At 64.9% G+C, this 25,071-nt stretch carries 22 protein-coding genes; 17 read left to right on the top strand and 5 right to left on the bottom strand.

The window, feature by feature from the left end; genetic code table 11:
* Window positions 1-43: 43 nt before the first annotated feature.
* The gene (gene deoC, locus LB516_RS27540; protein ID WP_224720720.1) at window positions 44-1,090 is read right to left on the bottom strand and encodes a deoxyribose-phosphate aldolase; all 1,047 of its coding nucleotides are present in this window, start codon (window positions 1,088-1,090) and stop codon (window positions 44-46) included.
* Between the two features lie 212 nt (window positions 1,091-1,302).
* Window positions 1,303-2,130, bottom strand: a complete 828-nt coding sequence (locus LB516_RS27545) for a ferredoxin--NADP reductase (RefSeq protein ID WP_224720721.1) — start codon at window positions 2,128-2,130, stop codon at window positions 1,303-1,305.
* Window positions 2,131-2,349: 219 nt separating this feature from the next.
* Here LB516_RS27545 and LB516_RS27550 point away from each other — a divergent pair, with 219 nt between their 5' ends.
* The 4 genes from LB516_RS27550 to LB516_RS27565 all read left to right on the top strand — a co-directional run bounded on the left by LB516_RS27550 (window position 2,350) and on the right by LB516_RS27565 (window position 8,215).
* Window positions 2,350-4,434 carry a hydantoinase/oxoprolinase family protein gene (locus tag LB516_RS27550; protein ID WP_224720722.1) on the top strand — a complete coding sequence of 695 codons (2,085 nt, stop codon included), beginning with the start codon at window positions 2,350-2,352 and terminating at the stop codon, window positions 4,432-4,434.
* Window position 4,435: 1 nt separating this feature from the next.
* Window positions 4,436-6,145, top strand: a complete 1,710-nt coding sequence (locus tag LB516_RS27555) for a hydantoinase B/oxoprolinase family protein (RefSeq protein WP_224720723.1) — start codon at window positions 4,436-4,438, stop codon at window positions 6,143-6,145.
* Between the two features lie 107 nt (window positions 6,146-6,252).
* Window positions 6,253-7,029 carry an ABC transporter substrate-binding protein gene (locus LB516_RS27560; RefSeq protein ID WP_140619751.1) on the top strand — a complete coding sequence of 259 codons (777 nt, stop codon included), beginning with the start codon at window positions 6,253-6,255 and terminating at the stop codon, window positions 7,027-7,029.
* A gap of 187 nt (window positions 7,030-7,216) precedes the next feature.
* Complete coding sequence (locus LB516_RS27565; protein WP_263492651.1) at window positions 7,217-8,215, top strand: aminomethyltransferase family protein; 999 nt, start codon at window positions 7,217-7,219, stop codon at window positions 8,213-8,215.
* 103 nt (window positions 8,216-8,318) lie between these two features.
* Here the strand turns inward: LB516_RS27565 and LB516_RS27570 are convergent, their stop codons facing one another.
* The 3 genes from LB516_RS27570 to LB516_RS27580 form a co-directional block, all read right to left on the bottom strand.
* Window positions 8,319-8,975: a methionine ABC transporter permease gene (locus tag LB516_RS27570; protein WP_224720725.1), complete on the bottom strand. Its 657-nt coding sequence runs from the start codon at window positions 8,973-8,975 to the stop codon at window positions 8,319-8,321.
* Window positions 8,956-10,038 (bottom strand): methionine ABC transporter ATP-binding protein, encoded by a 1,083-nt coding sequence (locus tag LB516_RS27575; RefSeq protein ID WP_224720726.1) that lies wholly within the window; start codon window positions 10,036-10,038, stop codon window positions 8,956-8,958. The genes LB516_RS27570 and LB516_RS27575 overlap by 20 nt, the downstream gene beginning before the upstream one ends.
* Window positions 10,039-10,119: 81 nt before the next feature.
* Window positions 10,120-10,974 carry a MetQ/NlpA family lipoprotein gene (locus tag LB516_RS27580; RefSeq protein ID WP_224720727.1) on the bottom strand — a complete coding sequence of 285 codons (855 nt, stop codon included), beginning with the start codon at window positions 10,972-10,974 and terminating at the stop codon, window positions 10,120-10,122.
* Window positions 10,975-11,438: 464 nt separating this feature from the next.
* Between LB516_RS27580 and LB516_RS27585 the strand changes: the two genes are divergently transcribed.
* The 13 genes from LB516_RS27585 (at window position 11,439) to LB516_RS27645 (ending at window position 25,031) form a co-directional block, all read left to right on the top strand.
* Entirely contained in the window at window positions 11,439-11,921 is a 483-nt protein-coding gene (locus LB516_RS27585) for a hypothetical protein (protein WP_140792323.1), read from the top strand.
* A 195-nt stretch (window positions 11,922-12,116) separates the two neighbouring features.
* On the top strand, window positions 12,117-13,211 hold the full coding sequence (locus tag LB516_RS27590; protein ID WP_140660260.1) for a transporter substrate-binding protein: 1,095 nt from the start codon (window positions 12,117-12,119) through the stop codon (window positions 13,209-13,211).
* Window positions 13,208-13,855, top strand: coding sequence for an ANTAR domain-containing response regulator (locus LB516_RS27595; RefSeq protein WP_224720728.1), 648 nt, complete (start codon window positions 13,208-13,210; stop codon window positions 13,853-13,855). Before LB516_RS27590 ends, LB516_RS27595 begins: the two co-directional genes overlap by 4 nt.
* Window positions 13,833-14,738, top strand: coding sequence for an ABC transporter permease (locus LB516_RS27600; RefSeq protein WP_140619737.1), 906 nt, complete (start codon window positions 13,833-13,835; stop codon window positions 14,736-14,738). Before LB516_RS27595 ends, LB516_RS27600 begins: the two co-directional genes overlap by 23 nt.
* Window positions 14,735-15,655 carry an ABC transporter permease gene (locus tag LB516_RS27605; protein ID WP_140660257.1) on the top strand — a complete coding sequence of 307 codons (921 nt, stop codon included), beginning with the start codon at window positions 14,735-14,737 and terminating at the stop codon, window positions 15,653-15,655. Before LB516_RS27600 ends, LB516_RS27605 begins: the two co-directional genes overlap by 4 nt.
* A gap of 33 nt (window positions 15,656-15,688) precedes the next feature.
* Window positions 15,689-17,332: an ABC transporter substrate-binding protein gene (locus LB516_RS27610; protein WP_224720729.1), complete on the top strand. Its 1,644-nt coding sequence runs from the start codon at window positions 15,689-15,691 to the stop codon at window positions 17,330-17,332.
* On the top strand, window positions 17,322-18,266 hold the full coding sequence (locus LB516_RS27615; RefSeq protein ID WP_224720730.1) for an acetamidase/formamidase family protein: 945 nt from the start codon (window positions 17,322-17,324) through the stop codon (window positions 18,264-18,266). The genes LB516_RS27610 and LB516_RS27615 overlap by 11 nt, the downstream gene beginning before the upstream one ends.
* A gap of 208 nt (window positions 18,267-18,474) precedes the next feature.
* Window positions 18,475-20,238: an ABC transporter ATP-binding protein gene (locus LB516_RS27620; protein WP_224720731.1), complete on the top strand. Its 1,764-nt coding sequence runs from the start codon at window positions 18,475-18,477 to the stop codon at window positions 20,236-20,238.
* 201 nt (window positions 20,239-20,439) lie between these two features.
* Complete coding sequence (locus tag LB516_RS27625; protein ID WP_140711892.1) at window positions 20,440-21,648, top strand: ABC transporter substrate-binding protein; 1,209 nt, start codon at window positions 20,440-20,442, stop codon at window positions 21,646-21,648.
* Entirely contained in the window at window positions 21,645-22,439 is a 795-nt protein-coding gene (locus LB516_RS27630) for an ABC transporter ATP-binding protein (RefSeq protein ID WP_015314623.1), read from the top strand. Before LB516_RS27625 ends, LB516_RS27630 begins: the two co-directional genes overlap by 4 nt.
* Window positions 22,432-23,142 (top strand): ABC transporter ATP-binding protein, encoded by a 711-nt coding sequence (locus LB516_RS27635; protein ID WP_015314622.1) that lies wholly within the window; start codon window positions 22,432-22,434, stop codon window positions 23,140-23,142. The genes LB516_RS27630 and LB516_RS27635 overlap by 8 nt, the downstream gene beginning before the upstream one ends.
* A gap of 7 nt (window positions 23,143-23,149) precedes the next feature.
* On the top strand, window positions 23,150-24,037 hold the full coding sequence (locus LB516_RS27640; RefSeq protein WP_140619728.1) for a branched-chain amino acid ABC transporter permease: 888 nt from the start codon (window positions 23,150-23,152) through the stop codon (window positions 24,035-24,037).
* 22 nt (window positions 24,038-24,059) lie between these two features.
* Window positions 24,060-25,031 (top strand): branched-chain amino acid ABC transporter permease, encoded by a 972-nt coding sequence (locus LB516_RS27645; RefSeq protein WP_411969440.1) that lies wholly within the window; start codon window positions 24,060-24,062, stop codon window positions 25,029-25,031.
* The last annotated feature ends 40 nt before the right edge of the window (window positions 25,032-25,071 follow it).

Consider the following 25,071-nt stretch of genomic DNA (forward strand, 5'->3'; position numbering starts at 1 on the left):
TTGTGGGGAGGTCGATCGGCAAAGCCGATCGGGGTGGGGGTGCTCAAGCCATCGCGTGGCGGTGATTGGCCGAATAATGCCCGGTCAGATGATGCTCGAGCTGACGTTCGATATCGGTCAGCAGGCTCGATGCGCCAAAGCGGAACAGCTCCGGCTCCAGCCATGGACGGCCGAGTTCTTCCTTCATCAGCACCAGCCAGTCGAGCGAGACTTTCGCGGTCGAAATGCCGCCCGCCGGCTTGAAGCCGATGAGATAGCCTGTCTCCTCGAAATAGGCCCTGATGGCGCGCACCATGGCGAGGCCGACGGGCAGTGTGGCATTGACGCTTTCCTTGCCGGTCGACGTCTTGATGAAATCGGCGCCAGCCATCATCGCCACCATCGAGGCCAGCATGACGTTGCGCAGCGTGGCGAGGTCGCCGGTGCCCAAGATGACCTTGAGATGCGCGTCACCGCAGGCGGCCCGCATCGAGACGATTTCATTATAAAGCTCGCGCCACTTGGCGCCGAACACCAGGCCGCGCGGGATGACGACATCGATCTCGTCGGCGCCGTCCTTCACCGAGGCCTCGATCTCCTGCAACCGGGTCGACAGCGGCGCCAGCCCATGCGGGAAGGCGGTGGAGACCGCGGCGACATGGATGCCGGTGCCGCGCACCGCGTCCACGGCCGTGGCGACGAAGGGATGGTAGACGCAGACGGCGGCGGGCCGGATGGTCTCGCCCGCAATGCCGAGGCCTTCCATGATGTCGCGGCGCAGCGGGTTGATCGCCTTGGCGCAGAGCCGGCGCACGCGCTCCTCGGTGTCGTTGGAGTTGAGCGTCGTCAGGTCCATGCAGGCGATCGCCCGCAGCAGCCAGGCGGCCTGGTTGTCGGCCTTGATCGAGCGCCGCTTGGTCAGGCTGGCGACGCGGCGTTCCAGCGCGGAGCGGTTGACGCTGCGTACCGATTCGAGAAAACCGAGGTCGAGTTTCAGGCCGGGATTGCGCGCGAAATGATGGTCCAGCGGCACCGGCGTGTTGGCGGCGGTGCGCGCCGGCAGCGGCGTCACCTTGGTGCCAAGATCGGCTTCGCGGATTGTGCTGCTCATCTCCTGCCCTTTCATTCAGCGGCGTGCGCTTGATATCTCACGCGCGCATCCTTCTCCCAAAGCCGTCGACAGTTTTGGGTGACACGCACGAAGATAGCCCGCGAAGTCGCGCTTCACGAGTCCTCAAGCGAGGGATAGCTGAAAAAGGCCGCGAAAGCAGCTGATTTTTGACCGGAAGGTCAAAACCCAGCTTTCTGGGAGACGCGCTGGACTCAGCCGACGAAGGCGCGTTCGACGACGAAGCTCGAGGGATGGCTGAGCGAACCTTCCTGGAAGCCGAGGCTTTCGGCCAGCTCCTTGACGTCCTTCAGCATGTGCATCGAGCCGCAGATCATGATGCGGTCGGTTTCGGGATTGAGCTTTTCGATGCCGAGGTCGCTGTAGAACTTGCCGGAGCCGATCAGCGCGGTGATGCGGCCCATGCGCGCCGACTCTTCGCGGGTGGTCGAATTGTACAGCGTGACGCGCCCAGTGGTCAGCTCGCCGATCAGCGGGTCGCTTTCGAGCGCCGCCACCAGCTCCTGGCCGTAGATCAGCTCGGCATTGTCGCGGCAGGTGTGGGTCAGGATCAGCTGGTCGAACTTCTCGTAAGTGTCGGGATCGCGCAGCAGGCTGGCAAAGGGCGCGATGCCGGTGCCGGTCGAGATCATGAACAGGCGCTTGGCCGGCGTCAGCGCGTCGACGACCAGCGTGCCGGTCGATTTCTGGCGCATGATGACCGTGTCGCCGACCTGGATCTTCTGCAGTTCCGAGGTCAGCGGGCCGTCCGGCACCTTGATCGAGAAGAATTCCAGCTCTTCGTCCCAGGCCGGGCTGGCGACGGAGTAGGCGCGATATACCGGCTTCTCGGCATTGGGCAGGCCGATCATGACGAATTCGCCCGAGCGGAAGCGCAGCGACTGCGGGCGCGTGATGCGGAACGAGAACAGCCGGTCGGTATAGTGTTTCACCGAGACGACGGTCTCGACATAGACGTTGGCCGGAATCGGAAACTGCAGCGGGCGGGCTTCAGCGGTGTTGAACGCAGGCGTGGTGTTCATCGATTCCAACCTTCTCGCCCAATGAGAGACGCGGGCGCCAAACTTTCCCGTGCGCGCCCGAACCATTCAGGTTCCGGCGTGCCATGCACGCTACCGAAGCGGTAAGCTCTTGTGTCCGGAATTTATTAGTATACAAACGATATTTGCGTCAAGATGCCGCCGTAAAACACCTTTCCAAACTGTGGCATATCCGTAGTCCCAGCATTTCGGGTTTCGACAATGAAAGAGAATTTTTCGGTGCAGCCGCCGGATTCCCTGGGCAGCGTCGTCGCCGGCATCGATGTCGGCGGAACTTTCACCGACCTGCTCCTGATCGACGGCAAGGACGGTGGCAAGGTGTATCTGGCCAAGACCCCGACCACGGTCGACAACCAGGCCTTTGGCGTGGTTTCGGCGCTCGGCGCCACCGGCTTTCCGATCGAGGGAATCGACCTCATCGTGCATGGCACGACCACCACCACCAATGCGGTGCTGGAGCGCCGGCTGGCCAAGACCGGCATGATCACCACGCGCGGCTTTTGCGACGTGATCGAACTCGGCCGGCGAACGCGGCCGCAACCCTATGGCATGACCGGAACCTTCGTCCCAATCATTCCGCGCAACCTGCGCCTCGAAGTGTCGGAGCGCGTCGAGGCGTCGGGTGCGGTGCGCACGCCGCTCGATGAAGCCGAGATGCGCGAGGCGGTACAGGCGCTCATCGCGGCCGGCTGCGAATCCCTCGTCATCCATTTCCTCCACTCTTACGCCAACCCCACGCATGAGCGGCGCGCCGCCGAGATCGCCGCCGAAGCCTGGCCGAACGGCTACATCACGTCAGGCCATGCGCTGCTGTCGGAGGCGCGCGAATTCGAGCGCGGGGTGACGGCCTCGGTCAACGCCTCGGTGCAGCCGATCCTGGAGCGCTACGTCGAGCGGCTGCGCAAGGAATTGGCCGACAAGGGCTATGCCCGCGACTTCCTGATCATGAACGGCAATGGCGGCATGATCTCGGCCCGCTTCGTCACACGTGAATCGGCCAAGACGGTCATGTCGGGCCCCGCCTCCGGCGTTATCGCCGCCGCCTATACGGGCAAGCGCGCAGGCTTCGAAAACCTCGTCACCTACGACATGGGCGGCACCTCGACCGACGTGGCGCTGATCCGCAACGCCGAACCGGCGGTCTCGAACGAGATCGAGATCGAATATGCCATGCCCATCCATGTGCCGATGGTGGCGGTGCATACGGTGGGCGCCGGCGGCGGTTCGATCGCCCGCGTCGATGCGGCCGGCCTGATCCAGATCGGCCCGGAAAGTGCCGGCGCCAATCCCGGCCCGATATGCTATGGGCGCGGCGGGACCGAGCCGACGATCACCGACGCCAACCTGGTGCTCGGCCGGCTGGCGCCGAAGAAGTTGCTGGCCGTCGAAAACCCGGTCACATTGGAGCGCGTCACCGGCATTTTCGAGGACAGGATCGGCAAGGCAACCGGCCTGTCGGGTGTCGAGGCGGCGGGCGCGGTGCTCAGGCTCGGCAACATGAAGATGGCCGGCGCCATCCGCATGGTGTCGGTGTCGCGCGGCCATGATCCGCGCGATTTCGCGCTGTTCGCCTTCGGCGGCGCCGGGCCGCTGCATGCGACGGCGCTCGCGCGCGAACTCGGCTTGCCCAAAGTGCTGGTGCCGGCGCGGCCCGGCATCACCAACGCGCTCGGCTGCGTCGTCGCCGATCTGCGCCATGACTTCGTCAACACCATCAACCAGCCCGTGGCCGTGCTGGACGAAAGCCAGCTCCACCAGGTACTGGAACGGCACCGGAACGAAGGCGAGGAGCTGATCGCCAAGGAAGCGGTGAAGCCGGAAACGATCCGCGTCACCCACTCCGCCGACATGCAGTTCGTCGGCCAGACCCACATCATCAACGTGCCGCTGCCGTCCGCGTCGGTGACCCGGAGCCAATTGCAGGCGTTGTTCGAGAAAGCCTATTTCGCCCGCTTCAAGGTGGAGCTGCCGGAAATCCGCGCCAACCTCGTCAACCTCAACACCTCGGTCACCGGCGTGCGACCGGCGATCGACCTGTCGCGGCTGATCGACCCGGCCGGGCGGGCAAGGACGCTCGACGGGGCGCGGCGCGAGATCCGACCGGTCTGGTACGCCGGGCGCTGGCACGACACGCCGGTTTACAGCAGGGAAAAGCTGCCGCTCGATGCGGTCATCGAAGGGCCGGCGATCCTCGAACAGATGGATGCGACCACCGTGCTCGAACCCGGCGACCGCGCGCGCTCGGATGCCGGCGGCAACATCATCATCGACATTGGCGAGGCCTGACATGTCAGTGGATAGCGCAAAGCTCGACGCCATCACGCTTTCGGTGCTCCAGGCCGCTTTGCAGCAGGTCTGCGACGAGATGGACCTGACCTTTTCCCGCGCCGCCTTCTCGCCTGTCATCGCCGAGGCCAACGACCGCTCGGACGGCATCTATTCCGCCGTCGACGGCTCGCTGATCGCGCAGGGCAGTGAGGGCCTGCCGGTGTTTGTCGGCGTCATGCAATATTCGACCAGGACGGTGATCGAGATGATCGCCGACGGCCGCTGCCTGGCCCCGGAGCCGGGCGACATCTACATCGTCAACGATCCCTATCTCGGCGGCACGCATCTGATGGATGTGCGCTTCGCCATGCCGGTCTATCGCGGCGGAAAGATCTTCTGCTGGTTGTCGAACACCGGCCATTGGCCCGACATTGGCGGCTCCGTGCCCGGCGGCTTCTCCGCGTCCGCGACCGCTGTCGAGCAGGAGGGTCTGCGGCTGCCGCCGGTAAAACTGTTCAAGAAGGGCGTGCTCGACCCTGAAATCTACGCCATCATCTGCTCCAACATCAGGGTCGCCGACCAGCGCATCGGCGACATCCGGGCGCAGGCCGCCGCGCTGTTGATCGGCCAGGACAGGCTCAATGGAACCCTGGATCGTTACGGAGACGAAACCGTTGTCGAGGCGATAGCCGAGCTACGCCGCCGCGCCGCCGAGCAGATGCGCGCCAATATAGCGGCCATTCCCGATGGCACCTACCGCTCCAAGGCTTTTGTCGATTCCGACGGGGTGGTCAACGAACCGCTGACCATAGCGCTCGCAGTCGACAAGAAGGGCGACACGCTGACCTTCGACTTTTCAGGATCGTCAAAGCCTTGTGCGGGACCGATGAACAGCGTGCTGGCGACGACCCTGTCCTCGGTTTATCTCGCCATGCGCCACATCTTTCCGGACGTGCCGATCAGCGCCGGCGCCTTCGAGCCGCTCGAGGTCAAGCGGCCGGAAGGCACTTTCCTCGACGCCAAATACCCCCGCCCCGTGTCCGGCTGTGCGGCGGAAGTGTCGCAGCGCATCGCCGAGGCGGTGTTCGCGGCTATGGTGCAGGCGCTGCCCGACAAGGTGACGGCGGCCCCAGCCGGCTCCAGCGGCAATTTCGCGCTCGGCGGCAACGATCCGGCGCGCGGCCGCGACTACGTCATGTACCAGATATCCGGCGGCGGCTATGGCGGCAATTCGGGGCATGACGGCCTGACCAATGGCTGCTCGACCATCGGCATTTCGAAGTCGCCCCCGGTCGAGATCATGGAGCAGGCCTTTCCGGTGCTCTATCGCCACTATGCCTTGCGCGAAGGCTCGGGCGGCGCCGGCAAGCATCGTGGTGGTTTTGGCCTCGCCTATGAGGTCGAGATCCTGCGCGGCGAGGCGCGCGCCTCCTTTGTCATGGACCATGGCCGTTTCGGTCCGCAGGGCGCCCTTGGCGGTCGGGATGGCGAGCCCAACAGCGTGACCGTGTTCCGCAACGGCGAGGAGCATGTGCCGCCGCACCTCTCCAAGGAGCAGGACATCCCGCTGAAGGCCGGCGACCGCGTGCGCGTCGGCACTCCGGGTGGCGGCGGCTATGGCGATCCGCGTGAGCGCGATCCGGAACTGGTCGCACGGGACGTCCAGCTTGGTTATTATACGACGGAGCAAGCCAGGGCTCTGTTCGGGGCCGACGCACAAGGAACCTGACCGGACGCGGACTGCCCCGCGCCGTGATCGCCGCGGCACATGTCGTTTCCGTCTCCGCCGGGAGCATGAAAGCCCGTAGACTTCGCCGGTCAACGGAGATCTGGACCATGCGTCTTTTCGGTCGTTTCGTGCTTGCCGCTTCCGTAGCCTTTGCGCTCGCAACCGGTGCTGCTTCCGCCCAGGAGAAAAAGCTGAGGCTCGGTACCGAGGGTGCCTACCCGCCCTTCAACCACGCCAATGCCGACGGCACGCTGGGCGGTTTCGACATCGATCTCGGCAAGGCGCTGTGCGCGCAGATGAAGGTCGAATGCGAGTTCACGGTGCAGGATTTCGACGGCTCCATTCCCGCGCTTCAGGCCGGCAAGTTCGACGCCATCATCAACATCACCATCACGCCCGAGCGGGCCGAAAAGGTCGAGTTCACCCACAAATACTACCAGACGCCGCCGGCCATCGCGGTGCCGAAGGACTCGGCCATCGCGGGCACCTCGCCGGACGACCTGAAAGGCAAGGTGCTGGGCGTGCAGAGCGCCACCATCCACCAGAATTTCGCCGAGCAGAAATATTCGGGCTCGACCGTCAAGGCCTACCCGACCGGCGACGACGCCCGCACCGACATGGCCAATGGCCGCCTCGACGCGATGATGGACGGCTCGATCATCCTCACCGAATGGCTGAAGAAGCCCGACGGCGCCTGCTGCAAGCTGCTCGGCACGCTGACGGCCGATCCGGCCATTCACGGCCCGGGGGTCGGCATTGCGCTGCAGAAGGGCAACAAGGAACTGGCCGACAAGTTCAACGCGGCAATCGACGCGCTGCGCGCCAACGGAAAGTACAAGGAAATCAACGACAAGTATTTTTCATTCGACGTCTACGGGAGTTGATCCCGGTACCAATCGAGCTCGGCGGCGCCACCCGGCGCTGCCGATTTTTTATGAATGATGGAGATTTTCGTGGCTGAGCGGCGCTCCCCTTTCTACAGCAGCATCGTCGGGCTGGGTGCGGCCATGGGTCGGGTCGGCGGCGATTTCATCTCGGCCAAATATTTACTCCGGCATCGCCGACGAACATTTGAATACGCGTAAAAATGCCGGCGTGCAGGACCTCAGCACCATGGGCAAGATGGACATCAAGGGTGCCGACGCCGAGGCGCTGGTCAACCATGTCATTGTCAATGACGCCGCGGCGATGAGGCCGGGCCAAGTACGCTATTCCACCGTCTGTCGGGAGGACGGCGGCATCATGGACGACCTCACCGTGTTCCGGCTAGGCGCGGAGCATTTCATGCTGGTCACCGGTTCGGTCAACCGCCTCAAGATGCTGCCCTGGCTCCAGCATCATGCGCAAGGGCGCAGGGCCTATGTCACCGACATCACGGCCGCCGTCGCCTTCCCCACCATCCAGGGCCCGCGCTCGCGCGATCTCCTGAAGGCGATGATTTCGGACGCCGATCTCGACGGATTGAAGCGCTGGGCCTTCACATCAGGCCATATCAACGGAACGCGGGTCCTGATCTCCCGTACAGGCGTGACCGGCGAACTCGGCTTCGAGCTGTTCGTGCCGGCCGACGAGGCGACCTCGGTTTGGGACGCACTGATGCGCACTGGCCAAGCTTTCGGCTTGAAACCCTATGGCGTGCTGGCCATGTTCACGCTCGGCCTGGAAAAGGCCTATCCGGCGCACGGCATCGACATGGACGAGACGCGCACGCCGTTCCATGTCGGCCTCGACCGCTGGATCAAGTTCGATAAGGGCGATTTCATCGGCCGGGACGCGTTGCTCGAGGTGCGCGACGAGAGCCTCGACGAGCGCTGGACCGGGCTGGTCCTCGACGGCGACAAGCCGGCCGCGACGGATGCACGGGTGATGGCCGACGGCGAGGACGCCGGCGTGGTCACCTACAGCGACCACGGCTATTCCTTGGGCAAGGTGCTGGCGACAGCGCATTTGCGATTGCCCTTCACGGCCATAGGCACGGAACTTAGCATTGATATTGACGGCAAGCCGACCCGCGCGGTGGTGGTGCCGATGCCGTTCTTCGACCCGGAAGGGGCGAGGCTGAGGGGCTAGCGCGGCTTGGCTGGAAATCGTTGTGGCTCTCAAATTACTCATGGTGACCATCGCCGACGCTCCATGAGAAGCTCATGGTCGGCCCTGAATACCAGCCGGCTCACTATCCCCGCCGATCCAGCCGCGCCACCAGCCGGTCACCGACCCACTGGATGCCGCAGACCAGGATGATCAGCACGATCACCACGGCGATCATCACCGACGTCTCGAAGCGCTGGTAGCCGTAACGGATGGCAAGGTCGCCGAGGCCGCCGGCACCGATGGCTCCTGCCATCGCCGAGGCGCCGACCAGCGTCACCAGCGTCACGGTGAAGCCGGCAACGATGCCGGGGAGCGCCTCGGGCACCAGCACTTCGCGGATGATCGTCCAGCGATTGCCGCCCATGGCGCGCGCCGCCTCGATCAGTCCGTGGTCGACCTCGCGCAATGACACTTCGGCGATCCGCGCATAGTAGGGCGTGGCGGCGATCGACAGCGGCACGATGGCCGCCCATGTGCCGATCGAGGTGCCGACGATCAGCCGCGTCAGGGGGATCAGCGCCACCAGAAGGATGATGAACGGCACCGAGCGGAAGCCGTTGATCACGGCGCCGAGCACGCGGTTCACCCCCGGGCTTTCGGCGATGCCGCCGCGTTCGGTGGCAATCAAGGCCAGCCCGAGCGGCAGGCCGAACACCAGCGAGATCAGGCCGGAGGCGGCCGTCATCAGCACCGTCTCCCAGATCGATCGCAACAGAAGCTCAAACAGGATCGGCGACATGGCCAAGCACCTCCACCCGCGCTTGGCGGGATTTCAGGAATGTGATGATTTCTGCGAGATGGCTCGCATCGCTGCCGGGGACGGAAAGGAACAGCGTTCCGACCGGCTGCCGCTGGATGTGGTCGATGCCGCCATGGACGAGGCGGAAGGGACCGGGCACGGCGGCCGCAAGGTCGGACAGCAGCGGCTCGCGCGCCGCCTCGCCCGCCACGTCGACGCGCAAGACCGTTTCGGTGCCGGCTCCCGGCAGCAGCCGCGCCGCCAGCTCCGGCGGAAGTTGCGGCCGGATGGTCCCGAGCAGGCGTCTTGTAATGTCCGATTGCGGATCGGCAAACACCGACCAGACCGGCCCTTCCTCGACGATGCGTCCGGTGTCGATCACCGCCACGCGGTCGGCGATCGAGCGGATCACCTCCATCTCGTGGGTGATCAAAAGGATGGTCAGACCAAGCTGGCGGTTGATATCCTTCAGCAGGGCGAGAATGGAGCGCGTCGTCTCCGGGTCGAGTGCCGAGGTCGCCTCGTCCGACAGAAGCAGCGCTGGCCGCGCGGCAAGCGCTCGGGCGATGCCAACGCGCTGTTTCTGGCCGCCGGACAGCGAAGCCGGATAGGCTTTTGCCTTCTCCGACAGGCCGACGAGATCGAGCAGCTCCGCCGCCCGCTTCAGCCGCTCCGCCTTCGGCCGGCCCTCGATCTTGAGCGGCAGCGCCACATTGTCCTCGATGGTCTTGGCCGACAGCAGGTTGAAATGCTGGAAGATCATGCCGATGCGCCGTCGCAGCGGCTGCAACTCGCGCTCGCCAAGTCGGCTGATCTCGCGACCTTCGATGAACACCTCGCCGGTGTCAGGCCGCTCCAATCCGTTCAGGCAGCGGATCAGGGTGGACTTGCCGGCGCCGCTGCGGCCGATGATGCCGAGAACCTCGCCCTTGCGCACCGTCAAGGAAATGCCGTCGAGCGCCGCCGTCTGGCCGAAGCGGCGCTTCAGGTCGACAAGGCGCACCACGTCCTGCGTGGCGGCCTGATCCGCGGCCTCGGTGGTTGCGATAAAATGCTGGTTCATGGGCAGGTCCCGAAACGCGATCGCGGCCCGCGCATCGCGCGGACGCTTAAGCTGTCAAAGGCACGTCGGTGCCCGCATAACTCAATAGGCGCTGAGGCCGGTGCCCTTATAGACCTTGTCGAACTCGGCCTTCACAGCCTCGTTCTGGTAGGACGCGACCAGCGTCTTCACCCAAGCCTCGTTTTCATTGCCGACCTTGACCGCGATGAAGTTGCGGTACGGATTGTCCGCGATCGGCTCCTGAGCGATGCGGTTCTCCGGCGTCAGGCCGCTTTTCAGCGCCCAGTCGGTGTTGACCACGGCGGCGTCGAGATCCTCGACCGAGCGGCCGACGATGCCGGCATCCAACTCCTTGATCTCGACCTTTTTCGCATTCTCGGCGACGTCGGCGGTGGTGGCGAGAATGCCGGTGCCATCCCTGAGCTTGATCACGCCCTCATTCTGCAGCACGCGCAGCGCCCGGCCTTCGTTGGACGGGTCGTTCGGCACGCCGATCACCGCGCCCTCCGGCAGATCGGCAACCTTGGTGTACTTCTTGGAGTAGAGGCCGATCGGCCACACGCCGGTATAGCCGACACGCACGATGTGATAGCCCTGCGTCTTGATCTGGTTGTCGAGATAGGGCTGGTGCTGAAAGGCGTTGGCGTCGATTTCGCCGCGCTCCAGCGCCTCGTTGGGCTGGGTGTAGTCGTTGAACACCACGGTCTCGATGCTGAGGCCCTTTTCGGCTGCTTGCGCGACGACGACACGCCAGACATCCTCGTCCTCGCCGCTGATGATGCCGACCTTGATCGCCTTCTTGTCCTCAGCCAAGGACGCATGCGGCGCCATCAGGCTGCCGATCGCGACGGCCGACGCGAACAGCAGAGCAAGGCCGCTGCGGCGGGTGAGGGGTGACCATGGGGAAGAGGGCAAAGTGTTGTTGGGATCGGACATGATTGATCTCTGCGGTTGTGAAGTCATGGCAGCAAGGCGGATTGCCGAGGCTTGTTCACATCGTCAGAAATTCTACTGATTTTATCAAAGAACGTGTTTCGCCGTTCTCGGCAAAGCCGGGAATATTCTCTCAAAAAACTCAGGGATGTGAGCACAGGACGCCGCCGGGTCGACCATGACGGCGCCGCGCCATCCGGGGATGTCGGGAAGGCAGTCAAATTTTCAACGAGCCCGCCTCTGCCGGCCGGCTGCGCAAATATCTCATGCGGTTCGATTTGAGCTTCGAGGATATCGCCCGGAAATGATGGACGGCCCTCGTTGGCTGCCGGCGGGTTCATCCATGGAAGTCAAAAAGCTTTACGGCTTGCACAGCCACTTTTTCGTGAAGCTGTGCGGGTTGATCCGACCGCCGGCTTGCCTAGGTAGAGAGGGCGGCCGGGCGCCACGCGATCTCAATAATCGGTATGACATTTTCCTGCATTCGAAAGCTTGCCCTTTCCGGCCTCATCGTCGTCATCCAGTCCTCCTGCGTCGTTCCCGACGACACGTCGCGCATCGCCAAGGTCGATCCCACGGCGGCCGCGGCACGCAAGGAGATGGTCGGCCTCAGCGAAGCCGATGTTCGAATGTGCGCGGGATTTCCGACCGCCACCGCGGATGTCGGCCAGTCCGGGCAGATCTGGACCTATAAGCGCGTCGTCCAGCGCGGCAATCTCAGCGTCGTCGTTCCTGCCTTGGCCGTGGGGGCGATCCCGACGGTCGGCGGTTCCGTCAATGTCGCTCCCGGCGGCTACTGCGACACGCAGGTTCGCATGGTCGGCGGCCGTGTCGCCGAAGTTGCCTACGCCGGCGACAACAACCTGCCGAACAAGCGCGACGCGCTTTGTGTCAGCACCGTGGATGCCTGCGTGACCTATGCCCGCCAACACAGGCCGGCAGCCAGATAGCGGCAGCGGATTTCGCGGGACCAGCGATGGCCGGACACTCGGTGTTTGACGTGGATGGCGTTGAGGGCTTGACTGACCCGCCGGACCGAATACGCTAGGGCAAAATACCGGCTCTGATCGCCGGGCGGCAAATGTGCCTCGTATGCCTCGCCCTTGCGGCGCTGGCTGCGGGGCATTGTCATTTTGAGGATCGGTTTGAAACGGCGCATCGAGATCGGCATCCTCTATTCCCGCTCGGGAAGCTATCAGCTCGTCTCCGACGCGTGCCGGATGGGCGCCATGCGAGCCATCGCCGACATCAACGCCGATAGGAGCTCAGGCATCGAACTGGTGCCGGTCGAGCGCGACCCGCAAAGCAATGCCGACCGTTACGCGACGCTGTGCGAAGACATCTTCAGGACCAGCGGTGCACGCCATGTCGTCGGCTGCGTCACTTCCTGGAGCCGCAAGGAGACCATCCCTGTGCTGGAGAAGGCGGGCGGCATGCTCTGGTATGCCTGCCCCTATGAGGGCTTCGAGGCCAACGAGCATGTCGTCTACATGCACGCTTGTCCCAATCAGCATCTGGTGCCGCTTATGGCCCATGTCGTGCCGCGCTTCGGCGCCAACGGTTTCCTGCTCGGGTCGAACTACATCTGGGGCTGGGAGATGAACCGCGTTGCGCGCGACCTCATCGCCGATGCCGGCGGCAAGGTGCTGGGCGAGCGCTATCTGCGCATCGGCGAGACCGACGTGTCGCGGCTGATCGCCGAGATACGCGCGACGCGACCGAACTTCATCCTCAACAACCTGATCGGCACCTCGTCCTATGCCTTCCTGGCGGCCTATCGTGATCTGGCGGGCGAGGATGCGGCTTTCAGTCCTGAATCTTGCCCAGTGATCTCCTGCAACCTGACCGAGGGCGAACTGCCGGCGATCGGCGAAACGGGCAAGGGTCATCTGTCGGTCGGACCGTATTTCGCGCCGCGGCCGGCCGCCTTCGCGTCGTCCTTCGAAGCCTCCGCCTATGCCTCGGTGCAGGTAATGGCCGACGTGCTGTCGCGCGATCCCGACGCCGGCCCGGCGGAATTTTCCAAGGCCTTCGCCGAGCGGCGCTTCTCCACGCGGCTTGGCCCGATCGCCATCGACGCCCATTCCCAGCACGCCACGCTGCCTGTCATCATAGGCCGGATCGCGGACGGCTACTTCGAAGTCGTCAGCCGGCAGCACGAGGTCGCGCCGGACCCGTATCTGTCGCGCTACGACCCCGCAAAGACATTCGGCCGGCCGCGCTTGCGGGTGGTGTCGTGACCAGAACCCCGCGCATCCCCAATCTCGGCGGCGCCAGGGCCTTTGTCCTGCATCGCCCGCATCCGACGGTGCAAGCGATCACCAGGCAGTTGTCGGCCATCGGCCTTGTCACCGTGGATTGCTGGCCGGAACTGGCACCGGAGGCCCTGGCCGCCGACTTCGTCTTCTTCGACGCCGATCTCGGCTTCGACGAGCAATTCCCCTGGAAGCCGGGCGAGGCGCCGATGCCGCTGGTGGCGCTGATCGGTTCGGAGGCGCCGGGCCGCATCGAATGGGCGCTGTCGCACAAGGCCGACGCCCAGCTCCTGAAGCCGGTCGGCAATGCCGGTGTCTACAGCGCGCTGCTGATCGCGCGCCAGAGTTTCGAGGCGAGAAAACATTTAGCCGGCGAAATTGCCGCGCTGCGCCAGCGGGTCGCCGAACGCCAGACCATCGTGCGGGCTGTCTCGGCTTTGTCGAATGGCGGCGACGACGACCGCGCCTATGCGCAGCTGCGCTCGCTGGCGATGAGCTGGCAGATCAGCGTCGAGGACGCCGCGCGCCGGATCGTGGCGATGATGGAGGAAGCCAAGACCAGGGAAACCAGGACCGGGGAAGCCCAGATCGGGGAAGAGAGCGGCGATGACCAGCCCCATCGCGCCTGATCTCATGGCAGGGCGCATGCCGGCCAGACCGCGCGCCGGTGTCTGGCGCCGGCTGGTCAAGCGCCGCCTGGCGCTGCTCGGCCTGGTTATCGTCGCCATTGTCGTTGCCGGTGCGATCCTGGCGCCATGGCTGACCGGCTACGATCCCAACGAACAGATGTTCGACGGTCTCACCATCGAGGGCTCGCCTCTGCCGCCGAGCGCGAAATTCTGGCTGGGCACCGACCTGCTCGGGCGTGACCTGTTGACCCGCATCCTCTACGGCGCGCGCACCTCGCTGATCATCGGCATCGTCGCCAACGGCGTCGCGCTTTTGATCGGCACGCTGGTCGGCGTCACCGCCGGCTATTTCCGCGGCTGGATCGGCGGCGCGCTGATGCGCTTCACCGATTTGATGATGGCGTTTCCGGCGCTGCTGCTCGCCATCTGCCTGGCGGCAGTGTTCCAGCCGAGCCTGTGGATCGTCGCCATGGTCATCGCGCTGGTCAACTGGGTGCAGACCGCCCGCGTCGTCTACACCGAGACCTCGTCACTCGCCGAACGCGAGTTCATCGATGCCGAACGCACCATCGGGGCCGGCGCGCCTCGCATCCTGTTTCGCCACATCCTGCCGCATCTCCTGCCGACCATCATCGTCTGGGGCACGCTCGGCATCTCGACCACGGTGCTGCTCGAGGCCACGCTCTCCTTCCTCGGTATCGGCGTGCAGCCGCCGACGGCGTCATGGGGCAATATCATCTTCGAGAACCAGACCTATTTCCAGGCGGCGCCCTGGCTGGTGTTCTTCCCCGGCGCCGCGATCCTGGCCCTGGCGCTGGCCTTCAACCTGATCGGCGACGCGCTGCGCGACATTCTCGATCCGACGCAAAGGGGCCGGGCATGATCGCCTATCTCGGACGCCGGCTGATCCAGTCGCTGCTCATCCTGCTCGGCGTCTCGCTGATCACCTTCGCGCTGCTCTATCTCCTGCCCGCCGATCCGGTGCGCCAGATCGCCGGCCGCAGCGCCACGCCGCAGACGGTCGAGAACATCCGCCAGCAGCTCGGCCTCGACCAGCCCTTCGTCGTCCAATACTGGCACTATCTGACGAGGCTCGTCAGCGGCGATCTCGGCCGCTCCTACATCCAGCGCTCGGAGGTGACCGAACTCATCGTCTCGCGGCTGCCGGCGAGCCTGCTGCTGATGGTCGGCGCCATCCTGTGCGAGCTGCTGATCGGCCTCTCGATGGGCCTGATCGCCGCCGTCAAGCGCGGCACCGCCACCGACCAGACCCTGATGGTCGCCTCCTTCATCGGCGTCTCGGCGCCGCAATTCGTCGTCGGCCTGCTGCTGCTCTATGTCTTCGCGGTCAGGCTGAGCTGGTTCCCGATCGGCGGCTATGGCACATGGCGCCATCTCGTGCTGCCGTCGCTCACCATGGGCATCCTCGGCGCCGGCTGGTATGCGCGCATGATGCGCTCGTCGATGATCGACGTGCTGCGCCAGGATTACGTCCGCACCGCGCGTGCCAAGGGCCTGGCTCGGGGCGCCATCATCTTCCGCCATGCGCTGCCCAACGCCATCCTGCCGGTCGTCGCCATGATCGGCATCGACATCGGCATCTTCATGGGCGGCATCGTCGTGGTCGAAAGCGTGTTTGGCTGGCCCGGCATCGGCCAGCTCGCCTGGCAAGCCATCCAGCGCGTCGACATCCCGATCATCATGGGCGTCACGCTGGTCTCGGCCTTCGCCATCGTGCTCGGCAATCTCCTGGCCGACATCATCGCGCCCTTCATAGATCCCCGCATCAAGCTCAGATGAACCAGAAAACAAACAGAGAAAGGGAACAGGACAATGAAGAAGTTTCTCGCATCGACCGTCGCGGCATCGGCGCTGGCGCTGATGTTCGGCATGACAAGCGCCCGCGCCGAGGACACCGTCGACCCGAACGCCAAGCAGGGCGGCGCCATCACCATCACCTACAAGGACGACGTCGCGACCCTCGACCCGGCCATCGGCTATGACTGGCAGAACTGGTCGATGATCAAGAGCCTGTTCGACGGCTTGATGGACTACGAGCCCGGCACCACCAACCTCAAGCCCGACCTCGCCGAAAGCTACGAGATTTCGCCCGACGGCAAGACCTTCACCTTCAAGCTGCGCCATGGCGTGAAGTTCCACAATGGCCGCGAGATGACCGCCGAAGACGTGAAATATTCGCTCGACCGCGTCACCAATCCGAAGACGCAGAGCCCCGGCGCCGGCTTCTTCGGCTCGATCAAGGGCTATGACGATGTCGCCGCCGGCAAGGCCGAGACGCTTTCCGGCGTCACCGTCGTCGACCCCTACACTGTCAAGTTCGAGCTGACCCGCCCGGACGCCACCTTCCTGCATGTCATGGCCATCAACTTTTCCCATGTCGTGCCGAAGGAAGAGGTCGAGAAATACGGCGCCGATTTCGGCAAGCATCCGGTCGGGACCGGCGCCTTCAAGCTGGCGGAATGGACCCTTGGCCAGCGCATCGTCTTCGAACGCAACGCGGACTATTGGCACAAGGGCCTGCCGCATCTCGACAAGATCACCTTCGAGATCGGCCAGGAGCCGATCGTGGCGCTTCTGCGCCTGCAGAAGGGCGAGATCGACGTGCCTGGCGACGGCATTCCGCCGGCCAAATTCCAGGAGGTGATGGCCGATCCCGAGCAGAAGGCGCGTGTCGTCGAAGGAGGCCAGCTGCACACCGGCTATGTCACCATGAACACAACCATGGCGCCGTTCGACAATGTGAAGGTGCGACAGGCTGTCAACATGGCGCTCAACAAGGCGCGCATCATCCAGATCATCAACGGCCGCGCCGTGCCGGCCAACCAGCCGCTGCCGCCGTCGATGCCCGGCTACGACAAGGCGTACAAGGGCTACCCTTATGACGTCGCCAAGGCCAAGGCGCTGCTGGCCGAGGCCGGTCACCCCGACGGTTTCGACACGCAATTGTTCGCCATGAACACCGACCCCAACCCGCGCATCGCCCAGGCGATCCAGCAGGACCTTGCTGCGATCGGCATCAAGGCCAGCATCCAGTCTCTCGCCCAGGCCAACGTCATCGCCGCTGGCGGCGACAAGGCCGGGGCGCCGATGATCTGGTCGGGCGGCATGGCCTGGATAGCCGACTTCCCCGATCCATCCAACTTCTACGGCCCGATCCTCGGCTGTGCCGGTGCGGTGCCGGGCGGCTGGAACTGGTCGTGGTATTGCAACAAGGATCTCGACGCCAAGGCGGCCGAGGCCGATTCGGTGGTCGACCCGGCCAAGGCCCCCGAGCGCGACAAGATGTGGAGCGCCATCTACGACAAGGTGATGGAGGACGCCCCCTGGGCGCCGGTCTTCAACGAACAGCGCTTCACCATGAAATCCGCGCGCATGGCCGGCGCCGACAACCTCTATGTCGACCCGGTCCATATCCCGATCAACTATGACAATGTGTACGTAAAAGATGTGCAATAACTGCGACTACACCATCCACGGGCGCCATCACCATTTCGGCTGGGACAATTCGTTTGTCCCGGCTGAGCGGGTGGCGCCCGGCTCGACCATCGAGTTCCAGTGCCTGGATTCCTCGGGCGGCCAGTTGCAGCCCGGCAGCACCGTCGCCGACATCGCCAAGCTCGATTTCGACCGGATCAATCCGGTCACCGGACCGATCTTCGTCGAGGGCGCCGAGCCGGGTGACGCGCTGAAGGTGACGATCGAGATGTTCAAACCGTCCGGCTTCGGCTGGACGGCGAACATTCCCGGTTTCGGCCTGCTCGCCGACGAATTCCAGGAGCCGGCGCTCAACATCTGGAAATACGATGCCGCCTCGCTGGAGCCGGCATTGTTCGGCAAAAACGCCCGCGTGCCGCTAAAACCGTTCGCCGGCACCATCGGCAACGCGCCGGCCGAAATGGGCCATCACTCGGTGGTGCCGCCGCGCCGCGTCGGCGGCAATCTCGACATCCGCGACCTTGCCGCCGGCACGACGCTCTACCTGCCGGTCGAGGTGGCGGGCGCGCTGTTCTCGGTCGGCGACACGCACGCCGCGCAAGGCGACGGCGAGGTCTGCGGCACTGCGATCGAAAGCCCGATGAACGTGGTGCTGAAACTCGACCTGGTGAAAGATGCGCGGCTGAAAACGCCGCGCTTCACCACGCCAGGTCCGGTGACACGCCATCTCGACGCCAAGGGCTACGAGGTGACGACCGGCATCGGGCCGGACCTGATGGCGGGCGCGAAGGAGGCCGTGGCGCAGATGGTCGACCTGCTCGCCGGCCGCTACCAGATCGACCCGGTCGAAGCCTACATGCTGGCCTCGGTCTGCGGCGATCTCCGCATCAGCGAGATCGTCGACATGCCCAACTGGGTGGTGTCGTTCTACTTCCCGCGCTGCGTGTTTGAATGACAGGTCAGCGTCTAGGCACCCCCCTCTGGCCTGCCGGCCATCTCCCCCGCAAGGGGGGAGATCGGATCGCGCTTGGGCTTTCGCCAATCGTCACCGTTGGAAGAGAGGCGGGGCGTGGGAACTGCCAATCTCCCCCCTTGCGGGGGAGATGCCCGGCAGGGCAGAGGGGGGTGTGCCGGAGTAAATCCCTTTCCGGGCTGCCTTCCCAATGACCTCAACTCCCGAAACCATCCTCACCATCGCCAACCTCTGCGTCTCGGTACGCGGCGAGGAGGGCTCCCGCGAGGTCGTCTCCAACCTGTCCCTGACGCTCAAGCGTGGCGAGACGCTCTGCATCGCCGGCGAATCCGGCTCCGGCAAATCGATGACCGCGCTGGCCATCATGCAGCTCCTGCCGCAGCCCGCCGCGCGCATCTCCGCCGGCACCATCCACCTTGGCAGCACCGAGCTGACCGCCCTCGACGAACCCCGGATGCGCCATATCCGCGGCGACCGCATCGCCATGATCTTCCAGGAACCGATGACCTCGCTCAACCCGGTGCTGTCGATCGGCCGGCAATTGACCGAATCCATCGAGGCGCACACCAGCCTGTCGCGGGACGAGGCCCGCCAGCGCGCCATCGAGGCGTTGAAGGCGGTGCGCATTTCGGAGGCCGAAAGCCGGCTAAGACAGTTTCCGCACGAGCTCTCCGGCGGCATGCGCCAGCGGGTGATGATTGCCATGGCGCTGGCGCTGGAACCGGACGTGCTGATCGCCGACGAGCCGACCACCGCGCTCGACGTCACCGTGCAGGGCGAGGTGCTGGAGCTGCTGCGCGACCTGCAGCAGAAGCACGGCACCAGCGTCATCCTGATCACCCACGACATGGGCGTTGTCGCCGAAATGGCCGATCGCGTCATCATCATGCGGCATGGACGCATGGTCGAAGAAGGCAAGACGTCGGACATTTTCGCCCACCCGCAAGCCGAATACACGCGCGAGCTGCTGGCCGCCGTGCCGCGCATCGGCAGCGGCGCCGGCCGTCAGAAATCTAGGGAAACCGAAGCCGCAACGCCGGCGAAGGTCGCCGAGGTCACCGATCTCCACGTCCGCTTCGACTTGCGCGGCGGCGTCTTCGGCCGGGTCACCCGCCGCGTTCACGCCGTCGAGGGCGTTAGCTTTTCGATCGCGCCCAACGAAACGCTGGCGCTGGTCGGTGAATCCGGCTGCGGCAAGTCGACCACCGCCAAGGCGCTGGCCGGGCTGGTGCCGTATAGCGGCGACATCGTCGTCGGCGGTCGCAATTTGTCCGGCCTCGGCCGCGACGAGCGCAAGGCGGTGCGCCGCGACGTGCAGATGATTTTCCAGGACCCCTATGCTTCGCTCGACCCGCGCATGCGCGTCGGCGACCTCGTCGCCGAGCCGCTGCTGATCCACGGCGTCGCCTCGAAGGAAGAACGCCGCGAGCGCGTCGCCGCGCTGTTCGATCGCGTCGGCCTGTCATCGGACCAGATGGAGCTTTACCCGCACGAATTTTCCGGCGGCCAGCGCCAGCGCGTCTGCATCGCGCGTGCGCTGGCGCTGAGGCCAAAGCTGATCATCGCCGACGAAAGCGTCTCGGCGCTGGACGTCTCGGTGCAGGCGCGCGTGCTCGACCTCCTGAAGGAATTGCAGCGCGAATTTGGCGTCGCCTATCTCTTCATCTCGCACGACATGGCCGTGGTCGAGAATATCTCCGACCGTGTCGCCGTCATGTATCTGGGCCAGATCGTCGAGATGGGCACACGCGACCAGGTCTTTTCCAACCCCCGCCATCCCTACACCAGGCGCCTGATCGAAGCCGTGCCGGTGCCGGATCCGGCGCGGCGCCGAAGCCGTTTCGCCCGCCTCGACCAGGAAATCCCCAGCGCCACCCGCCGGATCGGCGAGGCGCCGCTGAAATTGGCGCTCAGCGATGTCGGCAACGGCCATCTCGTCGCCGCCGAGGGCTGAGGCCATCCGGGCCCAGACAAGCTCGGTCTGCGGCAGGTCGAGCTTCACATAGTCGTGTCGCACGCCATGGGCCGTCTCGCCGTCATGAAATCCGGGGCCGCCCCTTGCCCTTCCGCCTCATTTTCCTAATGTTGCATAGTGCTTGCGGATGACGATCGTAGGGGGCGGGCGGATTCATCCACATTGGGAGGAAGTAAACTCATGAAGCTACGCCATGTCGTTTCCGCCGCGCTTCTCGCGGCCACCACTATCCCCGCCTCGGCCGCCGAGATTTCCGATGGCAAGGTCAAGATCGGCATCCTCAACGACCAATCCGGCGTCTACGCCGATTTCGGCGGCAAGTGGTCGGTCGAGGCGGCCAGGATGGCGGTCGAGGATTTCGGCGGCAAGGTGCAGGGAGCGCCGGTCGAGATCATCAGCGCTGACCACCAGAACAAGCCCGATATCGCCTCCAACATCGCCCGCCAGTGGTATGACACCGAGCAGGTCGACGCCATCATGGAGCTGACGACCTCTTCGGTCGCGCTCGCCGTGCAGGGGATTTCCAAGGAAAAGAAGAAGATCGACATCGTCACCGGTGCGGCGACCACCGACCTCACCGGCAAGCAGTGCTCGCCCTACGGCTTCCACTGGGCCTATGACACCCACTCGCAGGCGGTGGGCACCGGCGGCTCGCTGGTGCAGCAGGGCGGCGACAGCTGGTTCTTCGTCACCGTCGACTATGCGTTCGGCTATTCGCTGAAGGAGCAGACCGCCAAGTTCGTCGAGAGCCATGGCGGCAAGGTGCTGGGCGAGGTGCGTTATCCCCTCGGCGCGACCGACTATTCGTCCTTCCTGCTGCAGGCGCAATCTTCGGGCGCCAAGGTCATCGGGCTGGCCAATGCCGGCCTCGACACCTCCAATTCCATCAAACAGGCGGCCGAATTCGGCATCGTCCAGGGCGGCCAGCGCCTGGCGGCGCTCCTGTTCACACTGGCCGAGGTGCATGGGCTCGGCCTGCAGGCGGCGCAAGGCGTCGTGCTGACCGAGGGCTATTACTGGGACCGCGACGACAAGAGCCGCGAATTCGGGCAGCGCTTCTTCAAGCGCACCAACCGCATGCCGAACATGATCCAGGCCGCGACCTATTCGGCGGTGACGCAGTATTTGAAGGCGATCGACAAGGCCGGCACGGACGAGACCGAAGCGGTCGCCAAGCAACTCCATTCGCTGCCGGTGGACGATGCCGTCATCACCGGCGGCAAGGTCCAGGCCGATGGCAACATGGTCCACGACATGTATCTCTATCAGGTCAAGGCGCCCAGCGAGAGCAGCAAGGATTGGGACTATTACAAATACCTCGCCACCATCCCCGGCAAGGAGGCGTTCCTGAGCGAGAAGGACAGCGGCTGCGCGACGGCCGCCCAGTGACCGGCGCGGCCACGGTGCCGCCTGATCTGAACGCGGAAGAGCCACGGGTGGTGCTTTCCGCCCGCGGCCTGCGGCGTGACTTTGCCGGCTTCGTCGCCGTCAGGAATGTCGATCTCGATGTCCGCCATGGCAACATCCATGCGCTGATCGGGCCCAACGGCGCCGGCAAGACGACCGTTTTCAACCTGCTGACCAAATTCCTGGCGCCGACCAGCGGCAGGATCGAACTGCTCGGCCACGACATCACCCGCACCTCGCCGGCCAAAGTGGCGCGCATGGGGCTGGTGCGCTCGTTCCAGATATCGGCGATCTTTCCGCACCTCAGCGTGCTCGACAATGTGCGCGTCGCACTGCAGCGGCCGGCCGGGCTCGGCATCCAGTTCTGGCGCTCGCTGGCGGCGCTCGACCGGCTGACGCCGCGTGCCATGGAACTGCTGCGGTCCGTCGGCCTCGACGATGCCACGAACAGGCTGGCCGGCGATCTTTCCTATGGCAGGAAACGCGTGCTGGAGATCGCCACGACGCTGGCGCTGGATCCCAAAGTGCTGCTGCTCGACGAGCCGATGGCCGGCATGGGCCATGAGGACGTGGCCACGGTTTCCGCCCTCATCCGCTCGGTGGCGGGCGACCGCGCGGTTCTGATGGTCGAGCACAATCTGACCGTGGTGGCCGATCTCTGCGACTGGATAACGGTGATGCAGCGCGGCGAGGTGCTCGCGGCCGGCGACTACGCCACCGTCAGCCGCGACGAGCGCGTCAAGGTGGCTTATATGGGCACCGCCGATGACTAGCGCTTCGCCCCTGCTCGCGGTCCGCGGCCTCAACGCCTGGTATGGCGAGGGCCATGCGCTGCACGGCGTCGACCTCGAAGTGTTTGCCGGCGAGACGGTCACATTGCTCGGCCGCAACGGCGTCGGCAAGACGACGACGCTGCGCGCCATCATGGGCCTGATCCGCCGGCGCACCGGCAAGGTCGTTTTCGACGGCGCCGACCTGATGCGGCTACCGCTGCACCGCACCGCGCACCAGGGCATCGGCTTCGTGCCGGAGGAACGCGGCATCTTCTCGACGCTGACCGTCGACGAGAACCTGGTGCTGCCGCCGGTCGTCGCCCCGGGCGGCATGAGCGTCGAGGAAATCTTCGATCTGTTCCCCAATCTGAAGGAGCGGCGCAACAGTCCCGGCACTCGGCTGTCGGGCGGCGAACAGCAGATGCTGGCGATCGCGCGCATGCTGCGGACCGGCGTCAAGATGCTGCTCTTGGACGAACCGACCGAGGGCCTCGCGCCTGTCATCGTCCAGCGCATCGGCGAGCTGCTGGCGACGCTGAAGCAGCGCGGCATGACCATCCTGCTGGTCGAGCAGAATTTCCGCTTCGCCAGCCGTGTCGCCGACCGTTTCTACCTGATGGAGCACGGCAAGGTCGTGGCCGGGTTTCCCACCGGCGAACTGGCGGACCGCATGACGCTGCTCCACGAAATCCTGGGTGTATGATGGCGCCATGACGATGATCTTCGGCATCCCCGTCCAGGCATTGCTCGGCCAATTGCTGGTCGGGCTGATCAACGGCTCCTTCTACGCCATGCTGAGCCTTGGTCTGGCCGTGATTTTCGGCCTGCTGCGCGTCATCAACTTCGCCCATGGCGCCCAGTATATGCTGGGCGCCTTCATTGGCTATCTCCTGCTCACCCATCTCGGCATCGGCTATTGGCCGGCGCTGGTCCTGGCGCCGCTGATTGTCGGCATCTTCGGCGTCGTGGTCGAGCGCCTGGCGCTGTCGCGGCTCTACGACACCGATCCGCTCTACGGCCTGCTCTTCACTTTCGGCCTCGCGCTCGTGCTCGAAGGCATCTTCCGCTACTATTACGGCGTGTCGGGAAACCCCTACGCCGTGCCGCCGCTGCTGGCCGGCGGCACCAATCTCGGCTTCATGTTCCTGCCCATTTATCGCGGCTGGGTCGTGGTCGCCTCGCTGATCGTCTGCTTCGGCACCTGGGCGCTGATCGAGAAGACCAGGCTCGGTTCCTATCTGCGCGCCGCGACCGAGAATCCCCGCCTCGTCCAGGCCTTCGGCGTCAACGTGCCGTTGCTTTTGACCCTCACCTACGGCCTCGGCTCGGCGCTGGCCGGGCTCGCCGGCATCCTGGCCGCGCCGATCTACCAGGTCAGCCCGCTGATGGGATCGGATCTCATCATCGTCGTCTTCGCGGTCGTCGTGGTCGGCGGCATGGGCTCGATCCTCGGCGCCATCGTCACCGGCTACATGCTTGGCCTCGCCGAGGGCCTGACCAAGGTTTTTTACCCCGAGGCCTCCAACCTGGTGGTCTTCGTCATCATGGCGATCGTGCTTTTGGTCCGGCCGGCCGGCCTGTTCGGAAAGGACGCCTGAGATGGCGGAGGAGACATCCGACATGGCCGGGCTTTCGCTGCGCGAGGCATCGGCCAAACCCTCGCCAAGGCTCGAATGGGTGCTGGTCGGGCTCGGCATAGCGGCGCTGCTGGCGGCCCCGTTCTTCGTCTACCCGATCTTCCTGATGAAGATGCTGTGCTTCGCGCTGTTTGCTTGCGCCTTCAATCTCCTGCTCGGCTACACCGGCCTGTTGTCCTTCGGCCACGCCACCTTCTTCGGTGGCGCCGCCTATTTCACCGCGCACGCCGTCAAGGTCTGGGGCTGGCCGCCGGAAGCCGGCATCCTGCTCGGCATGGCGGGCGCCGCACTGCTCGGCCTCGTCATGGGTTTCTTCGCCATTCGCCGGCAAGGCATCTATTTCGCCATGATCACGCTGGCGCTGTCGCAGATGTTCTTCTTCTTTTGCGTGCAGGCGCCGTTCACGCAAGGCGAGGACGGCATCCAGGGCGTGCCGCGGGGCGTCCTGTTCGGTGTCCTCGACCTCAACGCCCCGATGAACATCTATTATTTCGTGCTTGTCGTGGTCCTTCTCGGCATCTTCGCCATCTGGCGCATCGTCAATTCGCCCTTCGGCATGATCCTGCGCTCGATCCGCGAAAACGAGAACCGCGCCATTTCGCTGGGCCATTCCGTAGCCGGCTACAAGCTCGCCGCCTTCGTTATGTCGGCGGCGCTGGCCGGGCTCGCCGGTTCGCTGAAGGCGATCGTCTTCCAGTTCGCCACCCTCACCGACGTCACCTGGCAGATGTCGGGCGAGGTCATCCTGATGACCCTGCTCGGCGGCATCGGCACCATGGTCGGCCCCATCATCGGCGCCAGCCTCGTCGTCGGCCTGGAAAACACGCTCGCCACGTCAGGTTTCCCCGTGACCATCGCCACCGGGCTGATCTTCATGGTCTGCGTGCTGGTGTTTCGGCGCGGGATCGTCGGGGAGGTTTATGCGCGGGTGCTGGGGCGGGCGGGGAAGGGGTGACTTAGGGTTTGCATCGCTACTGGCGATCCTTTACCGCCTG

The sequence above is a fragment of the Mesorhizobium sp. CO1-1-7 genome, assembly GCF_020164885.1.
In the GTDB taxonomy this organism is placed as follows: Bacteria; Pseudomonadota; Alphaproteobacteria; order Rhizobiales; family Rhizobiaceae; genus Mesorhizobium; species Mesorhizobium australicum.

Excerpts from the sequence above, each read along its gene's own strand:
- deoC (WP_224720720.1), bottom strand. The coding sequence starts at position 1,090 with ATGAGCAGCACAATCCGCGAAGCCGATCTTGGCACCAAGGTGACGCCG.
- LB516_RS27545 (WP_224720721.1), bottom strand. The coding sequence starts at position 2,130 with ATGAACACCACGCCTGCGTTCAACACCGCTGAAGCCCGCCCGCTGCAG.
- LB516_RS27550 (WP_224720722.1), top strand. The coding sequence starts at position 2,350 with ATGAAAGAGAATTTTTCGGTGCAGCCGCCGGATTCCCTGGGCAGCGTC.
- LB516_RS27555 (WP_224720723.1), top strand. The coding sequence starts at position 4,436 with ATGTCAGTGGATAGCGCAAAGCTCGACGCCATCACGCTTTCGGTGCTC.
- LB516_RS27560 (WP_140619751.1), top strand. The coding sequence starts at position 6,253 with ATGCGTCTTTTCGGTCGTTTCGTGCTTGCCGCTTCCGTAGCCTTTGCG.
- LB516_RS27570 (WP_224720725.1), bottom strand. The coding sequence starts at position 8,975 with ATGTCGCCGATCCTGTTTGAGCTTCTGTTGCGATCGATCTGGGAGACG.
- LB516_RS27575 (WP_224720726.1), bottom strand. The coding sequence starts at position 10,038 with ATGAACCAGCATTTTATCGCAACCACCGAGGCCGCGGATCAGGCCGCC.
- LB516_RS27580 (WP_224720727.1), bottom strand. The coding sequence starts at position 10,974 with ATGTCCGATCCCAACAACACTTTGCCCTCTTCCCCATGGTCACCCCTC.
- LB516_RS27585 (WP_140792323.1), top strand. The coding sequence starts at position 11,439 with ATGACATTTTCCTGCATTCGAAAGCTTGCCCTTTCCGGCCTCATCGTC.
- LB516_RS27600 (WP_140619737.1), top strand. The coding sequence starts at position 13,833 with ATGACCAGCCCCATCGCGCCTGATCTCATGGCAGGGCGCATGCCGGCC.
- LB516_RS27605 (WP_140660257.1), top strand. The coding sequence starts at position 14,735 with ATGATCGCCTATCTCGGACGCCGGCTGATCCAGTCGCTGCTCATCCTG.
- LB516_RS27610 (WP_224720729.1), top strand. The coding sequence starts at position 15,689 with ATGAAGAAGTTTCTCGCATCGACCGTCGCGGCATCGGCGCTGGCGCTG.
- LB516_RS27615 (WP_224720730.1), top strand. The coding sequence starts at position 17,322 with ATGTGCAATAACTGCGACTACACCATCCACGGGCGCCATCACCATTTC.
- LB516_RS27620 (WP_224720731.1), top strand. The coding sequence starts at position 18,475 with ATGACCTCAACTCCCGAAACCATCCTCACCATCGCCAACCTCTGCGTC.
- LB516_RS27625 (WP_140711892.1), top strand. The coding sequence starts at position 20,440 with ATGAAGCTACGCCATGTCGTTTCCGCCGCGCTTCTCGCGGCCACCACT.
- LB516_RS27635 (WP_015314622.1), top strand. The coding sequence starts at position 22,432 with ATGACTAGCGCTTCGCCCCTGCTCGCGGTCCGCGGCCTCAACGCCTGG.
- LB516_RS27640 (WP_140619728.1), top strand. The coding sequence starts at position 23,150 with ATGACGATGATCTTCGGCATCCCCGTCCAGGCATTGCTCGGCCAATTG.
- LB516_RS27645 (WP_411969440.1), top strand. The coding sequence starts at position 24,060 with ATGGCCGGGCTTTCGCTGCGCGAGGCATCGGCCAAACCCTCGCCAAGG.